This window comes from Allobosea sp. P5_A5, assembly GCF_056400625.1.
In genome coordinates this window covers 171,081-187,841 of sequence record NZ_JBFUKY010000003.1, presented here as the reverse complement: position 1 = coordinate 187,841, position 16,761 = coordinate 171,081, and the positions used below count along the sequence as shown (strand labels likewise).

The 16,761-nt window shown below is 66.0% G+C and carries 13 protein-coding genes; 7 read left to right on the top strand and 6 right to left on the bottom strand.

The genetic code is table 11. From position 1 onward, the window contains the following. Positions 1 to 33: 33 nt before the first annotated feature. A complete protein-coding gene (aptA, locus tag AC1DR6_RS07725) occupies positions 34 to 1,368 on the top strand; it encodes an omega-aminotransferase AptA (RefSeq protein WP_476828618.1) in 1,335 nt (444 codons plus the stop codon). A gap of 125 nt (positions 1,369 to 1,493) precedes the next feature. Continuing rightward, positions 1,494 to 1,784, top strand: a complete 291-nt coding sequence (locus AC1DR6_RS07720; RefSeq protein WP_476828617.1) for a GIY-YIG nuclease family protein — start codon at positions 1,494 to 1,496, stop codon at positions 1,782 to 1,784. 111 nt (positions 1,785 to 1,895) lie between these two features. Here AC1DR6_RS07720 and AC1DR6_RS07715 read toward each other — a convergent pair whose 3' ends face one another. From AC1DR6_RS07715 to AC1DR6_RS07695, 5 genes are all read right to left on the bottom strand, one after another. Beyond that, on the bottom strand, positions 1,896 to 2,390 hold the full coding sequence (locus AC1DR6_RS07715; protein WP_476828616.1) for a peptide deformylase: 495 nt from the start codon (positions 2,388 to 2,390) through the stop codon (positions 1,896 to 1,898). Between the two features lie 10 nt (positions 2,391 to 2,400). After that, entirely contained in the window at positions 2,401 to 4,605 is a 2,205-nt protein-coding gene (locus tag AC1DR6_RS07710; protein WP_476828615.1) for a 3-hydroxyacyl-CoA dehydrogenase NAD-binding domain-containing protein, read from the bottom strand. A gap of 11 nt (positions 4,606 to 4,616) precedes the next feature. Further along, positions 4,617 to 5,825, bottom strand: a complete 1,209-nt coding sequence (locus tag AC1DR6_RS07705) for an acetyl-CoA C-acetyltransferase (protein ID WP_476828614.1) — start codon at positions 5,823 to 5,825, stop codon at positions 4,617 to 4,619. Between the two features lie 157 nt (positions 5,826 to 5,982). Continuing rightward, positions 5,983 to 7,779 (bottom strand): acyl-CoA dehydrogenase C-terminal domain-containing protein, encoded by a 1,797-nt coding sequence (locus AC1DR6_RS07700; protein ID WP_476828613.1) that lies wholly within the window; start codon positions 7,777 to 7,779, stop codon positions 5,983 to 5,985. Positions 7,780 to 7,983: 204 nt separating this feature from the next. Beyond that, a complete protein-coding gene (locus tag AC1DR6_RS07695) occupies positions 7,984 to 8,433 on the bottom strand; it encodes a MerR family transcriptional regulator (protein ID WP_476828612.1) in 450 nt (149 codons plus the stop codon). Positions 8,434 to 8,777: 344 nt separating this feature from the next. Here AC1DR6_RS07695 and AC1DR6_RS07690 point away from each other — a divergent pair, with 344 nt between their 5' ends. The 3 genes from AC1DR6_RS07690 to AC1DR6_RS07680 all read left to right on the top strand — a co-directional run bounded on the left by AC1DR6_RS07690 (position 8,778) and on the right by AC1DR6_RS07680 (position 13,992). Then, entirely contained in the window at positions 8,778 to 12,134 is a 3,357-nt protein-coding gene (locus tag AC1DR6_RS07690; protein ID WP_476828611.1) for a tetratricopeptide repeat protein, read from the top strand. Positions 12,135 to 12,304: 170 nt separating this feature from the next. Continuing rightward, entirely contained in the window at positions 12,305 to 13,234 is a 930-nt protein-coding gene (locus AC1DR6_RS07685; RefSeq protein WP_476828610.1) for a sulfite exporter TauE/SafE family protein, read from the top strand. Then, a complete protein-coding gene (locus AC1DR6_RS07680; RefSeq protein ID WP_476828609.1) occupies positions 13,231 to 13,992 on the top strand; it encodes a TIGR02186 family protein in 762 nt (253 codons plus the stop codon). Before AC1DR6_RS07685 ends, AC1DR6_RS07680 begins: the two co-directional genes overlap by 4 nt. Before the next feature lie 3 nt (positions 13,993 to 13,995). Here the strand turns inward: AC1DR6_RS07680 and AC1DR6_RS07675 are convergent, their stop codons facing one another. Beyond that, on the bottom strand, positions 13,996 to 15,243 hold the full coding sequence (locus AC1DR6_RS07675) for a molybdopterin molybdotransferase MoeA (protein WP_476828608.1): 1,248 nt from the start codon (positions 15,241 to 15,243) through the stop codon (positions 13,996 to 13,998). 150 nt (positions 15,244 to 15,393) lie between these two features. On the opposite strand from AC1DR6_RS07675, the gene AC1DR6_RS07670 reads away from it, so the two are divergent. Together AC1DR6_RS07670 and AC1DR6_RS07665 are read left to right on the top strand one after the other, a co-directional pair. Further along, complete coding sequence (locus tag AC1DR6_RS07670; RefSeq protein WP_476828607.1) at positions 15,394 to 15,645, top strand: sulfurtransferase TusA family protein; 252 nt, start codon at positions 15,394 to 15,396, stop codon at positions 15,643 to 15,645. Next, positions 15,642 to 16,760 carry an Mrp/NBP35 family ATP-binding protein gene (locus AC1DR6_RS07665; RefSeq protein WP_476828606.1) on the top strand — a complete coding sequence of 373 codons (1,119 nt, stop codon included), beginning with the start codon at positions 15,642 to 15,644 and terminating at the stop codon, positions 16,758 to 16,760. The genes AC1DR6_RS07670 and AC1DR6_RS07665 overlap by 4 nt, the downstream gene beginning before the upstream one ends. Position 16,761 lies beyond the last annotated feature (1 nt).

Genomic DNA, 16,761 nt, shown 5'->3' with positions numbered 1-16,761 from the left:
CGTTGAACCAACGTTAATCCACAGGACGCCGTGATGACCAACGCCTCGAATGCCGTGCCGAACGATCTCGAAGCCTATTGGATGCCCTTCACGGCGAACCGCTCGTTCAAGAAGAACCCGCGTATGGTGGCGCGCGCCGAGGGCATGTTCTACTATACGCCCGATAACAAACCCGTGATGGACGGCACGGCCGGGCTCTGGTGCTGCAATGCCGGCCATGCGCGCGAGCCCATCATTCAGGCCATCCAGGCCCAGGCGCGCGATCTCGATTACGCGCCCTCCTTCCAATATGGCCACCCGAAGGTCTTCGCCGCGGCGGCGCGAGTCGCGGCACTGGCGCCGGGCGACCTCGATCATGTCTTCTTCGCCGGCTCTGGCTCGGAAGCGGCCGATTCGGCGCTGAAGATCGCGCTGGCCTACTGGAACATTTCGGGCAAGGGGTCGAAGACCCGTCTGATCGGGCGCGAGCGCGGCTATCACGGCGTCGGGTTCGGCGGCATCTCGGTCGGCGGCATGGTCAACAACCGCAAATTCTTCGGCGGGCTGCTGACGGGCACGGACCATATCTCCCATACCTATGATCGCGAGAAGCAGGCCTTCAGCAAGGGCGAGCCGGAATACGGCGCGCACTTCGCCGATGATCTGGAGCGGATCGTAGCGCTGCACGACGCCTCGACCATCGCCGCCGTCATCGTTGAGCCGATGGCGGGCTCGACCGGCGCGCTGCCGCCGCCGAAGGGCTATCTCAAGCGCCTGCGTGAGATCTGCGACAAGCACGGCATCCTGCTGATCTTCGACGAAGTGATCACCGGCTTCGGGCGGCTGGGCTTCGCCTTCGCGGCCGAGCGCTACGGCGTGATCCCGGACATGATCACCTTTGCCAAGGGCGTGACCTCCGGCACCGTGCCGATGGGCGGTGTGATCGTGCGCAAGCACATCTACGACGCCTTCATGGGCGGGCCGGACAACGTCATCGAGCTGTTCCACGGCTATACTTATTCCGGCCACCCGCTGGCGGCAGCCGCCTGCCTTGCCGCGCTCGACATCTATCGCGAGGAAGGGTTGTTCGAGCGCGTGCGCGGCATGGAAGATGCCTGGGCCGATGCGGTGATGAGCCTGCGGGGCGAACCCAACGTCGTCGACATCCGCACGCTCGGGCTGGTGGGCGCCGTCGATCTGGCCCCTCGGGCAGAGGGCGTGGGCAAGCGCGGCTACGAGGTGATCGACCGCGCCTTCCACGAAGAAGGCCTGATGGTTCGCACGGCCGGCGACACGATCGCTTTCTCGCCGCCGCTGATCATCACGGAATCGCAAGTCGATGAGCTGATCGGGAAGCTGCGCCGGGTGATCCGGGCTGTGGCGAACTGAAGTTTCCCGTCATTGCGAGCTTAGCGAAGCAATCCAGGGTGACTGGGTCGAACGTTTCACCCGGTCCTTTCTGGATTGCTTCGTCGCTATGCTCCTCGCAATAACGGTACAGCCAGTATCAGAGAATGCGCGAACCGACCGTCTACATCATGGCGAGTGCTCGCAACGGCACGCTTTATGTCGGCGTAACCTCGAATTTGGGTGAACGCAGCTGGCAGCATCGGACGGGAGCCATAGCTGGCTTTACGAAACGCTATGGGTGCAAGTTGCTCGTCTGGTACGAGCGGCATGAGCGCATGGATGATGCGATTGCGCGCGAAAAGCAGATTAAGGGGGGATCACGTCCCAAGAAGCTCGCGCTGATCGAGGCTATGAACCCGGGCTGGCGCGACCTTTACGAAGACTTGGCCCGATAGGCTCCGTATGCCTGTCCGTCATTGCGAGCGTAGCGAAGCAATCCAGGGGCGCGTGCTCGGGCTGTACCCAGTCCTCCTGGATTGCTTCGCTACGCTCGCAATGACGGAAACTCAGGCCCGCCGCAGCTTGTTGTACCGTGCGATCACCCTCTCCCGTTTGAGCCGCGACAGGCGGTCGATCCAAAAGACGCCGTCGAGCTGGTCGATTTCGTGCTGGTGGCAGATGGCGCGGAAGCCTTCTGCATCTTCCCTCTGTTCAACGTTGTCGAGATCGCGATAGCCGATCGTCACTTGCGCCGGCCGCTCGATCTCCTCGGTGAGGCCCGGCATCGAGACGCTGCCTTCGACATGGCGGATCATCTCGTCGGACTTCGCAAGCAGCACCGGATTGACGTAGAACCCGACATCACCGGGCGTCAGCTCCAGCACGACAAGCCGCAGCGGCACGCCGATATGGGGCGCGGTGATGCCGACACCGGGTGCAGTGCGCATCGTTTCGAGCAGATCCTGGGCGAGCGCTTTCAGATCCGTATCGAAGCGCGTGACGGGCGCGGCCGCCAGGCGCAGACGTGGATCGGGAAACCGGATGATCGCCCGAATAGCCACGCGGCGGCGCTCAGGCCGCCGCCGTCTTCTCCACCGCGCCGTAGAAGCTCTCGCCGGTCTTGGCCATGCGTTTCAGCATGCGGTTGGGCCTGAAGCGCTCGCCATGGCGCTTCGCCAGCTTGTCGCAGAGCTTCACGAAGGCCGCCGCGCCCATATTGTCGATATAGGAGAGCGTGCCGCCCGACCAAGGTGCGAAGCCGAAGCCGATGATCGAGCCGACATCGGCCTCGCGCGGATCGGTGACGACGCCCTCCTCATAGGTTTTCGCCGCTTCCAGCGCCTGGGTGACGAGAAGGCGCTGCTTCAGCTCTTCCATATCGACGAGTTCGGGCGCGAGCCGGCCGCCCACGATCTCGGCCAAGCCCGGCCACAGGCGCTTCGGCCCGGCGTCCGGATAATCATAGAAGCCCTTGCGGTTCTTGCGGCCGAGCCGCCCGTTGGTTTCGACCATGGCGTTGAGCAGATGCTCCTGCTGGGGATCGATCGCACCCTCGCCGAGCTGCGCCTTCGTCGCCTTGACGATCTTGAGCGCCAGATCGATCGCGACCTCATCATTGAGCGAAAGCGGGCCGACCGGCATGCCGGCCTGTTTGCCGGCGGCCTCGATCATCGCCGGCGGCACGCCCTCCATCAGCATGAGATGGCCTTCGCGCAGATAATTGCCGACGCAGCGATTGGCGTAGAACCCCCTGACATCGTTGACGACGATCGGCGTCTTCTTGATGGCGCGGACATAGTCCAGCGCCATGGCGAGCGCCTTGTCGCCGGTCTTCTTGGCCATGATGACCTCGACCAGCAGCATCTTCTCGACCGGCGAGAAGAAATGGATGCCGATGAAGTTTTTCGGCCGCTGGCTCGTCTCGGCCAGGCCCGTGATCGGCAGCGTCGATGTGTTGGAGCCGAAGATCGTCTTCGGGCCCACCGCCGCCTCGACCTTGGCGATGACCTCGGCCTTGACCTTCGGGTCTTCGAAAACCGCCTCCACGATCAGGTCGCAGCCCTTGAGGTCGGCATAGTCGGTCGTCGCTGTGATGCGGCCAAGCAGCGCGTCGCGATCGGCGGTCTTGGCGCGGCCCTTCATGATCTGGTCGGAAACCAGCTTGTGCGAATAGGCCTTGCCCTTTTCTGCCGCCTCGATGTCGCGGTCGATCAGCACGACCTCCAGGCCAGCCAGTGCCGTGACATAGGCGATTCCAGCGCCCATGAAGCCGGCGCCGACGACGCCGACACGCTTGAGCTTCGAGGGCGGTACGTCGGCGGGGCGGCGGGCGCCCTTGTTCAGCTCCTGCATCGAGACGAAGAGCGAGCGGATCATCGAGGCCGCCTCCTTCGTCCGCAGGATCTTGGCGAAGTAGCGGCTCTCGACCTTCAGCGCGAGGTCGATCGGCAGTTGCAGCCCTTCATAGACCGCCGAAAGGATCGCGCGCGCGGCCGGGTAGTTATCGTTGGTTTCGCGGCGATAAATCGCATTGGCGGGCGGCCAGATCTGCATGCCGGCCGGCGAATGCACCTTGTTCGATGGCAGCTTGAAGCCCTTCTGGTCCCAAGGTTGGGTGGCCTGCGGGTTGGCTTTCAGCCAGTCCTTGGCGTTCTGGACGATCTCAGCCCGGGCTGCGACCGCATGGACGAGGCCGGAGTTGCGCGCCGGCAGCGGCTTCACCTGCTCGCCCTTGAACATCATCTGGAGCGCGTCGCCAGTCTGCATCAGGCGGGAGACACGCTGGGTGCCGCCGGCACCGGGAAACAGCCCGACCTTGATCTCAGGCAGGCCGACGCGGGTCGAAGCATCGTCCGACACGACGCGATACTGGCAGGCCAGCGAAAGCTCGAAGGCGCCGCCCAGGCAGACGCCATGGATCGCGGCGGCGAAGGGTTTCCCGCAGGTTTCGAGCTTGCGATAGAGCAGCGACAGCTTGCGGCTCTCGTCGAAGAAACTCTGCATCGCGACCTGCTCGCCCTTCTCCTTGGCGAGCTTCACATAGAGGTCGCGCAGGCCCTGCAGCATGGTCAGGTCGGCACCGCCGGAGAAGCTATCCTTGCCGGAGGTGACGACGCAGCCCTTGATCGCCTCATCGCCTGCAACGGCGTCGATGATCTGATCGAGCTCCGCCATCACCTCGGGGGTGATGACGTTCATCGAACGGCCCGGCATGTCCCAGGTCGCGACGGCAATGCCGTCGGCGTCGGTTTCGAAGCGGAAATTGGTGAGGTTCATGGTCATTCTCCTCAAACCCGTTCGATGATCGTGGCGACGCCCATGCCGACGGCGACGCAGAGCGTCACCAGCGCGACCTCCTTGTCCTGCCGCTCCAGCTCGTCGAGCACCGTTCCGAGCACCATCGCGCCGGTGGCGCCGAGCGGGTGGCCCATCGCGATGGCACCGCCGTTGACGTTCAGGATGTCGTCGTCGATGTCGAAGGCCTGCTGATAACGCAAGACGACCGAGGAGAACGCCTCGTTCAACTCGAACAGGTCGATGTCCTTCTTCGACATGCCAGCTTTCCTCAGGACCAGCTCGGTGACGTCGACCGGGCCGGTCAGCATCAGCGCAAGGTCGGAGCCGATCGTGGCGAAAGCCCTGATGCGGGCGCGGGGCTTGAGCCCCGCCGCCTTGCCGGCGCGCTTCGATCCGACGAGGACAGCGGCCGCGCCATCGACGATGCCCGAGGAATTGCCGGCGTGGTGGACGTGATTGACGAATTCGACATCCGGATGCGCGGCGGTCGCCACCGCATCGAAGCCGCCCATCTCGCCCATCTGGACGAAGGAGGCCTTCAGTGCGGCGAGCGCTTGCATGTTGGTGTCGGGCCGAATCGTCTCGTCGCGGTCCAGAATGGTGAGGCCGTTGACGTCGGTGACCGGGATGACCGAGCGCTTGAAGCGCCCTTCCGCCCAAGCCTTTGCAGCGCGCTGGTGCGAGCGCACGGCGAAGGCGTCGACATCGTCGCGCGAGAAGCCGTATTTCGTCGCAATCAAATCAGCCGAGATGCCCTGCGGCATGAAATAGGTGTCGATCGCGACGGAGGGGTCGACCGCGATGCCGAAGCCCGACGCACCCATGCCGACGCGCGACATCGATTCGACGCCGCCGCCGATCGCCATCTCCTTCATGCCGGACATCACCTGAGCCGCGGCGAAGTTCACCGCATCCAGCCCCGAGGCGCAGAACCGGTTGATCTGAACGCCCGGCACCTCCTTGCCGTAGCCAGCCTTGAGCGCGACCGTGCGGGCGATGTCGGCGGCGGCCTCGCCGACCGGATCAACGCAGCCCAGAACGACGTCCTCGACAAGCAGCGGATCGAGATCGTTGCGATCCTTGATCGCGCGCAGCACCTGAGTGCCGAGCTCGATCGCGGTGACCTCATGCAGCGAACCGTCGGCCTTGCCCTTCCCGCGCGGCGTGCGAACGTGATCGTAGATGAATGCGTCTGCCATGGAGGGCCTCCCGTCATCGTTATTTTGCAGCGAGCCTAGACCGTCATTGCGAGCGAAGCGAAGCAATCCAGAGGGACCGGGTCGGGGCGTCGAGCCTTGCGGCCTCTGGATTGCTTCGTCGCTACGCTCCTCGCAATGACGGCGAGGCCGGCGGGTCTCAGAACTGCTCGGCGCTCAGCGCCATCGTCGTATCCGCGCCCGCCGTGATCCGTGCCAGATGCGCCGCCGTCTCCGGCAGGGTCCTCTCCATGAAGAAGCGCGCCGTGACCAGCTTGGCGTTCATGCGTTCGGTCGCGCCGTTGGCACCGGCCTTCAGCTTCTCCTGCGCAGCCTTGGCCATCTTCGCCCACATATAACCAAGGGAAACGAGGCCGAGCAGGTGCATGAAATCGGTGGCGCCAGCGCCGGCATTATCGGGCTTTGCGAGGGCATTGTTCATGAACCACATCGCCGCCTGCTGAAGGTGACCGAGCGAGATCTGAAGCGGCCCGAGCAGAGGCTTCAGCGCCTCATCCTCGGCATTGTCCTTCAGGAAGCCGCCGACTTCGTTGAAGAACGCCATGATGCCGCGGCCGCCATCGCGGCCGAGCTTGCGGCCGACAAGGTCCATCGCCTGCACGCCGTTAGCGCCTTCATAGATCATCGCGATGCGGGCATCGCGGACGAACTGCTCCATGCCCCATTCGGCGATGTAGCCGTGGCCGCCGAACATCTGCTGGGCCTTGACCGCATTATCGAAGCCGACATCGGTCAACACGCCCTTCAGCACCGGCGTCATCAGGCCGAGCTGATCGTCGGCCGCCTGGCGCTCGGCCGCGTCCTGCGAGCGATGGGAGATGTCGGATTTCAGCGCATTCCAGATCACGAAAGCCCGCGCCGCCTCGTTGAAGGCCTTGATCGACATCAAGGTGCGTCGCACGTCGGGATGGACGATGATCGGATCCGCCGGCTTGTCCGGGTTCTTGGCGCCGGTGAGCGAGCGCCCCTGCAAGCGGTCCTTCGCATAGGCGACGGCGTTCTGGTAGGCGACTTCGGATTGGGCGAGGCCCTGGATCGCGACGCCGAGGCGCGCCTCGTTCATCATCACGAACATGGCGTTGAGGCCCTTGTTCTCGGCGCCGACGAGCCAGCCCTGCGCGCCGTCATAGTTCATGACGCAGGTGGCGTTGCCGTGGATGCCCATCTTGTGCTCGATCGAGCCACAGGTGACGTGATTGCTCGCCCCCACGGAGCCATCTGCGGCAATGCTGTTTCGCGGCACGACGAAGAGCGAGATGCCCTTCGTTCCAGCCGGCGCGCCCTCGATGCGGGCGATCACCAAATGGACGATGTTCTCGGTGATGTCCTGCCCGCCAGCCGAGATAAAGATCTTGGTGCCTGTGATCGCATAGGACCCGTCGCCGTTCGGCACCGCCTTGGTCTTGAGCAGGCCCAGATCGGTGCCGCAATGCGGCTCCGTCAGGTTCATGGTGCCCGACCAGGTGCCGTCGATCATCTTGGGCAGATAGGTACGCTTCTGTTCGTCGGAGCCATGGACATACAGCGCTGCGATCGCGCCCATGGTCAGGCCCGGATACATCGCAAGGGCCATGTTGGCGGAAGAGGCATACTCGTTCATCACGGCGCCGAGCGTGTAGGGCAGGCCCTGTCCACCATATTCAGGGTCCATCGCGAGGCCGATCCAGCCGCCGCCGGCATAGGCTTCGTGGGCCTGCTTGAAACCTTTCGGCGTGGTCACGCTGCCATCGGCGTTGCGGGTGCAGCCTTCCAGATCGCCGGACCGGTTGAGCGGCTGGAGGACCTCCTCGCAGAGCTTGGCGCCCTCTCCCAGCACCGCCTCGATCACATCGGGGCTCGCGTCGGCGAAACCCGGCAGGTTGTTGTAGCGCTCGATGTTGAAGACGTCGTTCAACAGGAACAGCGTGTCCTCGACGGGTGCCTTATAGCTCGGCATCTAAACCTCCCTCGCATCGCCAGGAACTCACATCGCCAGGATGCGTCGAAGCAATCCGGCTCAAGATAGTTCACATATAAACAATTTGGTCAGACTTGCAACCGACCGCCGTCTCCCCTCGCGAAGTCACCTAACAAAAACCCCGGCGCAGGGGCCGGGGTACTGTCTACTAGCTCTTTGGCAGGCGCTCGCCTTGGTGCCGCTTCAGCTCTTAGCGAGCTTGCTCAGCGATGCTTCCAGCTCCTTGATCGCGTTCTCGATCTCGGTGCGCTGGCTGCGCAGAAGCTCGAGCTGCTCGACGATTTGGTCGCGGGTGAGGTGAAGCCCGCCGACCGAGGCGGCGGAGGTGCCTGTTTCGGTCTTCTTGTCCTCGTTGGCGAGCATCGCGCGGATCTCGACCAGCGTGAAGCCAAGCTGCTTGCCCTTCAGGATCAACGCGAGACGCGCCCGGTCACGCGCCGAATAGACGCGGGTCATGCCCGAACGCGCCGGCGAGATCAGCCCGCGCGATTCGTAGAAACGGAGGGTCCGCAGCGTGACGCCGAAATCACGCGCCAGATCGCTGATGGTGAACCCGCCCTCCTGCTCGACGACATCCTCGGTACGGGCTTCATGATTCGAAGAACCCGCCATAGCGGAGCTGTGGCGTGACATTGCTTCATTCATTCCTTGAAGACAGGCGGACCGATGCGGTGCGCCGGTTTAAGTCGCGACCCTAGGCAGGCCTCTCCCGTAGCGTCAGGTAATGGCTGGCGGATGGGGGTAAGTTACCGTTATCTCGCCGGCAGCAGCGCCTTGTGGCGGCGCGCCACGACAGAAATTAACGAAACCTCCGTAATCGTTAACCGGCTGTTTACCATACCGACCAAATGTCGGCGTCGTGGTCCTACTCCCGCGAAGGTGTCAACGTTTCCTTCAAGGGATGATCGGGTCACGCGAGCTTGGCAGCGTCAGAACTGCAGGACTCGGGAGCAGAAACCCCTTAGGCGAGCATTAAAATGGCGAGCAGCTTGCCCTGGAGCGTCAAAGGCGTCGATCCGAGGACGCGCGACGCGGCGAAAGCTGCCGCACGTCGCGCCGGAATGACCCTTGGCGAGTGGTTGGATCACAAAATCCGCACCGAGGCGGCCGCGGCCGCCGAAGCGTCCCCGCGTGCGCCGGCCCCCGAGCAGCTCGATATCGCTGCTCTCTCGGAGAGGCTGGCCCGACTCTCGCGAGGACAGACAGACACTGCCGCCGCCACGCCCATCCCGGCTGAGCCGGCGCCTGCCGCGGAGCGCAGCGACGTCGAGTTGCTGGTGAAGCAGGCCGAGGTGATGGAACGCCTGACTCGCGAATCGAGCCAACGCACCGCCGGAGCGCTGGATTCGATCACGCGCTGGATCGAAAAGACCGAGGACCGGCTCTCGACCGGCGAGCGGACCGCCGCCGAGCGCCAGGAACGCGCCACCGGGGTCATCGCCGAGGCCATCAAGACGATCGGCGAGCGCATTGCCGATATCGAACGCAAATCATCGGACCCAAAGCCTCACGAAGCAGCGCTGCGCGCGCAGGTCGCGCCGCGCCTCGCGTTCAGCAGGGAAAGCCTCGCCGCCGCGGTGACCGACATCCGGACGCGTCAGCGTCATCTCGACCATGGCGAAGAGCCAGCCCCACAGGCGGCAAGTCCGCAGGACCGGATATCGGCACTTCGCGAAGATCTGCGCGAACTCAATGCCCGCTTAGGCTCTGACGCCGCGCGCCGACCGGCGCAGACGCAGCCAGCCGCGCAACAGCCTTCGCGAACCGAAGCCATCGTCCACGCCATCGAAACCAAGATCAACACGCTCGGCGAGAGGTTGGAGCGCCTGGACCGTCGCGATCAGTTCGAGCCGGTGCTGAAGCCGCTCGCCCGGATCGAGGCCGAGGTGTCGCGCCTCTCGCAGGATCGCTCGGGCGATGCCTATCAGCGCTTCGAGCTGGAGATCGCGCATCTTGCCGCCAAGATCGATGCGCTCGCCAGCCGGGGCGACGGGGCCAGCCTCGCTCCGCTGCTGCGCGACATGTCGGAGCTGCGCGAGATCGTGACGGCCGGCAGCCATGACGACCGGCTGCAGGAGCTGACTCACCAGATCGCCTCGCTGAGCTTCGAAGTCGGCCGCCTGCGCGAGGGCCAGCCCGACATGCGCGAGATGCGCAGCCTGTCGTCCGCGATCGAGGATGTCCGCAGCGTCGTCCTGACCAATCAGTCGCGCGATGTCTATTCCGCTCCGCTGGCCGATCTTGGCACGCAGATCGACGGTCTCGCCCATAAGCTCGACGTCCTCGCAAAGCACCGGCCGGCCGACAAGATCGAAGGCCGTATCGACGCCTTGCAGATGCGGATCGACCAGCTGGCCGAGGAGGGTCCGGCGGCGATCACACGTCAGATCGACTCGCTCGCGGCACGCATCGACGGTCTGGCCGCCTCCAACCAGCTCACCCGCATCACCGGTGAGGATGGAGCGATCGTGGACCTCAGCCCGATCGAGGCGATGCTGCAGAGGCTCGCCGAAAAGATCGACGAGGCCGGCGCGCCTGGCGCCAACACGGACTCCTTCGAGGCGCTGGAGCAGCAGATCTCCGGCCTTGCGACGCGGCTTGACGAGGCCGCCGCCACCCGCAACGCCGAAAGCGGTATCGAGCGCACGCTGCAGGATCTGGTCGTGCACCTGCGCTCCGCGCGGGACGAGACTGCGGCCGAGCGTGTCGCCCTCGCCCAGGCCACCAAGGTCGCCCCCGGAAAGGGCATCGCCGAGCTTTCCAGCCTGGTCTCCGGCCTGCGCGACACGCAGGTTTCGACCGAGCGACAGACGCAGGACACGCTGGGCGCTGTCCATCACACGCTCGAAGCGATCATGGGCCGGCTGGCGAACCTCGAAGGCGAGTTGATCGCCGACAAGCGGGCGACGCGGCCTTCCCTCCCGCATGCGCCCGAGCCGCAAATCAAGGCCGCGATAACGGCCGAGACGCGTGCCCCGGCTCCCCTCGTCGCTACAGCAGAAGATCGCGCGCCGATCGCCATCCCGCTCGCGGCGCGGACCGAGCCGAGCCTCGGCCTGCCGAGCGCCGCCTTCGACCTGCCGCTCGAGCCGGGGTCCGGCCGCCCGCGTCCGGACGCGGGCATCGCCGCCGGCCAGGACCAGCAGTCGGTCCGGCAAAGCCTCATCGCCGCCGCGCGCCGCTCGGCCAAGGCCGCCAGCGAGGCCGCCGCCGCCCCGGCTGCCGCCAGCACGGAGCCGACCGCCAAGAGCGCCGGCCGCCTGCGCGAGATCATGGCGAAGCGCAAGCGTCCGCTCCTCCTGGCGCTCGCTGCGGTGATCCTGGCGATGGGCACCGCCCATGTCGTCACCGGCGCGCTGCGCGGCGACGGGGCCAAGACGGCCCATAATGAAAATCCGGCGCTGGTGCCGCCTGCGGCGCAGCCTGCCACCCCCGAGGCGCCCCAGACCGCCCCGGCCTCGCCCACCAGAGAGCAGTCCTCGCTCGCTCCGGCGGCGCCCGAGGCGCCCAAGCTGGCCGAGGCTGATGCGCCCGCCGCCAGCCGCGCCATCCCCGCAACGCCCAGCATGATGGCGACCGATCCGCTCGCGCCCATCCCGCAGGCGGCGGCGCCCGCAGGGCTGCAGGCGGCCACGGGTCTCGGCGACCTGCCGACGGGTCTGGGTAGCGCCGGCCTGCGCAAGGCTGCGCTCGACGGAGATGCGAGAGCTGTCTACGAACTCGCGACGCGTGCCGCCGACGGCCCGGCCGGCAACCGCGACCCCAAGGTCGCGCTGCGCCTCTTCGAGCGGGCTGCCGTGGCCGGCCTCGCACCGGCGCAGTTCCGTCTCGGAAACATGTTCGAGAAGGGTGTCGGCACGCCACGCGATCTGGCCTTGGCGCGCACCTGGTACGAGCGCGCCGCCGAGCGTGGCAATGCCAAGGCGATGCACAACCTCGCCGTGCTCTACGCCGAGGGCGCGGCCGGCAAGCCCGATTACGCCACCGCCAACCAGTGGTTCGCCAAAGCAGCCGAATTTGGCGTGCGCGACAGCCAGTACAATCTCGCGGTGCTGCTCGGCCGTGGCCTCGGCGCATCGATGGACCTCGTCCAGTCCTATGTCTGGTTCTCGGTCGCCGCCGGCCAGGGCGACGAAGATGCCGCCAAGAAGCGCGACGAGGTTGCCCAGCGTCTGAAGCCGGAGGATCTCGCCACCGCCAAGGCCCGCGCCGCGAGCTGGAAGCCGAAGACGCTCGATACCCTCGCCAACGAAGTGACGCCGCCGGCCAAGGGCTGGGATGCGGCGCCGACAGCGGCTCTCCTGGGCAAGCCCGGAAGGCCGGCGCGCAGTTGAGCGAGCCAGTCATGGTGCGGACATGTTGACGCCGCAGCATAAAGAATAGTCTTCTGAGGCAGGCCTTTTCGGCCCGCCTTCCATTTTGGAACCGGCCTGAACCCGGACGGCATGATCCGGGACTTTTCGGCGCAGAGGGTTTGCTCCCGCGCCGGGCAAAAGGGGACGACGTGCAGATTTATCTGCCCATCGCCGAGCTTCCGATCAGCGTGCTGATGGTGCTGGGCCTGAGCGGCGCGGTCGGCTTCATCTCCGGGCTGTTCGGCGTCGGCGGCGGGTTTCTGCTGACACCCTTCCTGATCTTCCTCGACATTCCTCCGGCGGTCGCGGTCGCGACCGTGGCGGCTCAGGTCGCGGGCTCCTCGATGACGGGCGTGTTGACTTATTTCAGGCGGCGCGCGCTCGACCTCAAGCTCGGCGGCGTACTCGTCACGGGCGGCATCATCGGCACGGTCCTCGGCGTCCTGTTCTTCAACACGATGCGCCGCCTCGGACAGCTCGAATTGGTGATCACGCTGTCCTACGTCACGTTGTTCTCGGTGATCGGCGGGCTGATGCTCTACGACGCGTTGCGGGCGATGCTGCGCGTCAGGGCCGGCAAGCCGGCGCGGCTGAAGCGCAAAGGCGGCACGCATCCCTGGTGGATGGGCCTGCCGCTGCGACAGCGCTTCAGGCGCTCGGGTCTCTATTGCAGCGTGCTGCCGATCGCGACGCTGGCGACGATCATCGGCTTCATCGGCGCCGTGCTCGGCGTCGGTGGCGGCTTCATTCTGGTGCCGGCGCTGATCTACTTCTTCCGGATTCCGCCTGCGGTGGTCGTCGGCACGTCGCTGTTCCAGATCCTGGTGACGATGACGGGTGCGACCATTCTGCACGCGGTCACCAACCAGTCGGTCGATATCATCCTGGCCTCGCTGCTGCTGGTCGGCGGCGTCATCGGCGCGCAGTTCGGCGGGCGGGCGGCACGCAACCTCAATGTCGAATCGTTCCGGCTGCTGCTGGCGCTGCTGATCGTCTCGGTGGGCCTGCGCTTTGCAATCGAGCTTCTGATTCCGCCGAGCGAACCGTTTTCGGTGGTGCTGCCGGACGGCGCGCGATGAGGCGAGTCCTCGGGCTGTTTCTCGCGCTGTGTTTCGTCTCCGTGCCGGCCGGCGCGGAGACGCTGGTGGCGGCGATGTCGAGCCATCAGATCCAGATCACATCGAATTACACCGGCAGCCAGCTCACCGTCTTCGGCATGGTCGAGCGCGACGGGCGCAGCGTTTCGCGCGGCGATCCGAACGACATCGTCGTCACGGTGCGCGGGCCGAAGCGGATGCTGCTGGTGCGCGAGAAGGAAAACCTCGGCCCCGTCTGGATCAACCGGACGCAGCGGCGTTTCCCCGAAAGCCCGGTTTTTCTGTTCGTGGCCAGCAACCGGCCGGTCAGCGAGATGATGAGTGCCGAAATGGCGGAGCGAGGCCGGGTCGGCCTCGGGAATGCCGAAAGAACCGCGCAGGCGTGGTTCGACGACGCCAGCACGGTCCGCTTCCGCGACAGCCTCGTGCGGATCATGGTCGCCAAAGGCCTGTACGACTATCGCGAACGGGGCGTGACGTTTCTCTCGAACGCCCTGTTCAGCGCACCGGTCGACATCCCCGCGACGGCCCCGACCGGAACCTACACTGTCGATGTCGTCCTCTATGCCGGCGGCGTGCAACTGGCCCGCCAGCAGACGAATTTCGAGGTGATCAAGACCGGGTCGGAGCAGCGTCTGGCGTCAGCCGCCTATGACTTGCCCGTGCTTTACGGGCTGGCGACGGTCCTCATGGCACTGCTTCTGGGATGGGGGGCGAGCGTCGTCTTCCGGCGCGACTGAGCCTCAGCCGAGCAGATCCGCGTAAGTCAGGAATGGCTGCAGCGTGCCCTGCCGCGCGTGCTCGACCTCCTCCGCCAGCTCGACCAGTCCTTTCGACTGCGCCAGCGAGATCAGAGAGCCTGCGCCGATGCCGGGATGACGGATCGCCACAGGTGCACCGTCCGGTGCCGGTTGCAGGACAACGCGCAGGAATTCACGGCGGCCGGGCTGCTTGCGATAATCGAAACCGAGCTTCACCGGCCAACGCGGCAGCGGCGAACCCAGGCAGCCCGAAAGCTTCGCGATCAAGGGCCTGGCCACGAAGGCGAAGGTGACGAAGACCGCGACGGGATTCCCCGGCAGGCCGATGAAAGGAGTGCCAGCGATATGCCCGATCGCGACGGGTTTGCCCGGCTTGATGGCGATCCGCCAGAGATCGAGCGCCCCGCAACTGGCGACCGCGGCCTTGACATGGTCCTCCTCCCCGACCGAAACGCCGCCTGAGGTGATGACGAGGTCGCAATCCCGGGCGGCCTCGCTCAACCGGGCCGCCAGCGTTTCGCGATCGTCCCGCAGGATGCCGAGATCGACGGGCTCTGCCCCGGCCCTCGCCAGCAGTGCGCGCAGCATGGCCCGGTTGGCATCGTAGATCGCGGCGGCTGCAAGCGATTGCCCGGGTTCGGTCAGTTCGTCACCGGTGGAAAACAACGCGACGCGCGGGCGGCGCCGCACATCGACACGAGCAAGTCCCAGCGCGGCGAGCAGCCCGATATCCTGCGGGCGCAGGCGGTGCCCTTCAGCGAAAGCCCGCATGCCTCTGGCGACATCCTCGCCTGCTGGCCGGATATGGGCGCCATGCTTCGATCCGACCGGGACGACGATGCCGTTGCCATCGCGCCGCACCTCTTCCTGCATCACCACCGTATCGGCGCCGGCGGGGAGGGGCGCGCCTGTGAAGATGCGGACGGCGCTGGCGCGGCTCATCTCGATCGCAACCTGACCGGCCGCGATCCGGCCGACGACCGGCAGTCGCGTTTCATCCCCCACGGCAAGGTCGGCGTGACGCAGCGCATACCCGTCGACGGCGGAATTGGCGAAAGGCGGCAGCGACAGAGGAGCGGCGATATCCGCCGCAAGGACGCGTCCATCCGCATCCTCCAGCGCCGTGGTCACCGTCTCGCGAACGCGCTCGACCAGCATCGCGGCCTTTTCGCCGGCCTGCTCGATCGTCAGGAGAGGCGCTCTGGCCTCGTCCGCACTCAGGCGCGCCATGGCTGCCTCTGTCTCGCTGGGCCAGATGCCCGCATCGCGATTCCGACCTTTTCGCATTCGGGCTCAGCTCTCTTCGGCGCGGAGCACGAAACGGTCAAGCCGTGCAGCGGCTGGGTTGCCGGTTGGCGGAAAGCCGGCCTATGAACTCGCATGGAGACAATTCCGCTCGATCTGCGCGGCCTCAAATGCCCTCTGCCCGTCTTGCGGGTGCGCAAAGCGCTGAGCGAAGCGGCCGAGGGGACCCTCCTCGTCGTGCACTGCACAGACCCGCTGACCGCGATAGACCTACCCCATCTCGCGCGCGAAAACGGGGATATGATCGAGCAGCGGCCCGACGAGGGGCGCATCCTGGTTTTTCATATCCGCAAGGCCGGCGCCGGCCGCAGGGAGACAAGTCCGTGAGCCTCTCCGAAGCCGATATCCTGCGAGCGCTCGAACTGGTCAAACTTCCGGCCAGCGGCCAATCGCTTGCCGGGTCGGGCCGGGTCGCGAACATTCTGATCGAAGCTGGCAAGGTGATCTTCGCGATCGGCATCGATGCCACGGAGGCTGCCGCGATGGAGCCGGTGCGCAGGGCTGCAGAAAGCGCCGTCGGCGGGCTGCCGGGAGTGACGCAGGTGCTCGTCGGGCTGACCGCGGACAAAGCTGCCCCCTCGGCCGGCATGCAGGCCCGGCAGCAGGCGCAGCGGCCCGGCCCGGGCGGCGCGCCGCCGAAGCCTTCCGGCGTGCCAGGCGTCAAGCAGATCATCGCGGTCGCCAGCGGAAAGGGCGGCGTCGGCAAGTCGACCACGGCCGCCAACCTGGCGGTGGGACTCGCGACGCTCGGCCTCAAGGTCGGCGTGCTCGATTCCGACATCTACGGCCCATCCATGCCGAAGATTTTCGGCATCACCGGTAAGCCCCGGATCGTATCGGGCCGTACGCTGGCGCCGATGGAGGCCTATGGGCTCAAGATCATGTCCATCGGCTTCCTCGTCGACGAGGAGACGCCGATGATCTGGCGCGGGCCGATGGTGATCTCCGCCATCACGCAGATGCTGCGCGAAGTCGCCTGGGGCGAGCTCGACGTGCTTGTCGTCGACATGCCGCCCGGGACCGGCGACGCGCAGCTCACGATGGCCCAGCAAGTCCCGCTCGCCGGCGCCGTCATCGTCTCGACGCCGCAGGATTTGGCCCTGCTCGACGCAAGGCGCGGCGTGGCGATGTTCCGAAAGGTCGCGGTGCCGATCCTCGGGCTGGTCGAGAATATGAGCTATTTCATCTGCCCGGAGTGCGGCCATCGCTCCGATATCTTCGCCCATGGCGGGGCGCGGCACGAGGCGGAGCGGCTCGGCATTCCCTTCCTAGGCGAAATCCCGCTGGCGATGCCAATCCGCGAGACCTCGGATGGTGGCCGGCCCATCGTCGCCAGCGATCCGCAGAGCAGTCATGCGAAGGCCTATGTCGCGCTGGCAAGGCAGGTGCAGGCGAGCCTGCAGGGCACGACGCGGCCCGCGCCGCGGATCGTCATCGAATGAG

Excerpts from the sequence above, each read along its gene's own strand:
- aptA (WP_476828618.1), top strand. The coding sequence starts at position 34 with ATGACCAACGCCTCGAATGCCGTGCCGAACGATCTCGAAGCCTATTGG.
- AC1DR6_RS07720 (WP_476828617.1), top strand. The coding sequence starts at position 1,494 with ATGCGCGAACCGACCGTCTACATCATGGCGAGTGCTCGCAACGGCACG.
- AC1DR6_RS07710 (WP_476828615.1), bottom strand. The coding sequence starts at position 4,605 with ATGAACCTCACCAATTTCCGCTTCGAAACCGACGCCGACGGCATTGCC.
- AC1DR6_RS07705 (WP_476828614.1), bottom strand. The coding sequence starts at position 5,825 with ATGGCAGACGCATTCATCTACGATCACGTTCGCACGCCGCGCGGGAAG.
- AC1DR6_RS07700 (WP_476828613.1), bottom strand. The coding sequence starts at position 7,779 with ATGCCGAGCTATAAGGCACCCGTCGAGGACACGCTGTTCCTGTTGAAC.
- AC1DR6_RS07695 (WP_476828612.1), bottom strand. The coding sequence starts at position 8,433 with ATGTCACGCCACAGCTCCGCTATGGCGGGTTCTTCGAATCATGAAGCC.
- AC1DR6_RS07690 (WP_476828611.1), top strand. The coding sequence starts at position 8,778 with ATGGCGAGCAGCTTGCCCTGGAGCGTCAAAGGCGTCGATCCGAGGACG.
- AC1DR6_RS07680 (WP_476828609.1), top strand. The coding sequence starts at position 13,231 with ATGAGGCGAGTCCTCGGGCTGTTTCTCGCGCTGTGTTTCGTCTCCGTG.
- AC1DR6_RS07675 (WP_476828608.1), bottom strand. The coding sequence starts at position 15,243 with ATGGCGCGCCTGAGTGCGGACGAGGCCAGAGCGCCTCTCCTGACGATC.
- AC1DR6_RS07670 (WP_476828607.1), top strand. The coding sequence starts at position 15,394 with ATGGAGACAATTCCGCTCGATCTGCGCGGCCTCAAATGCCCTCTGCCC.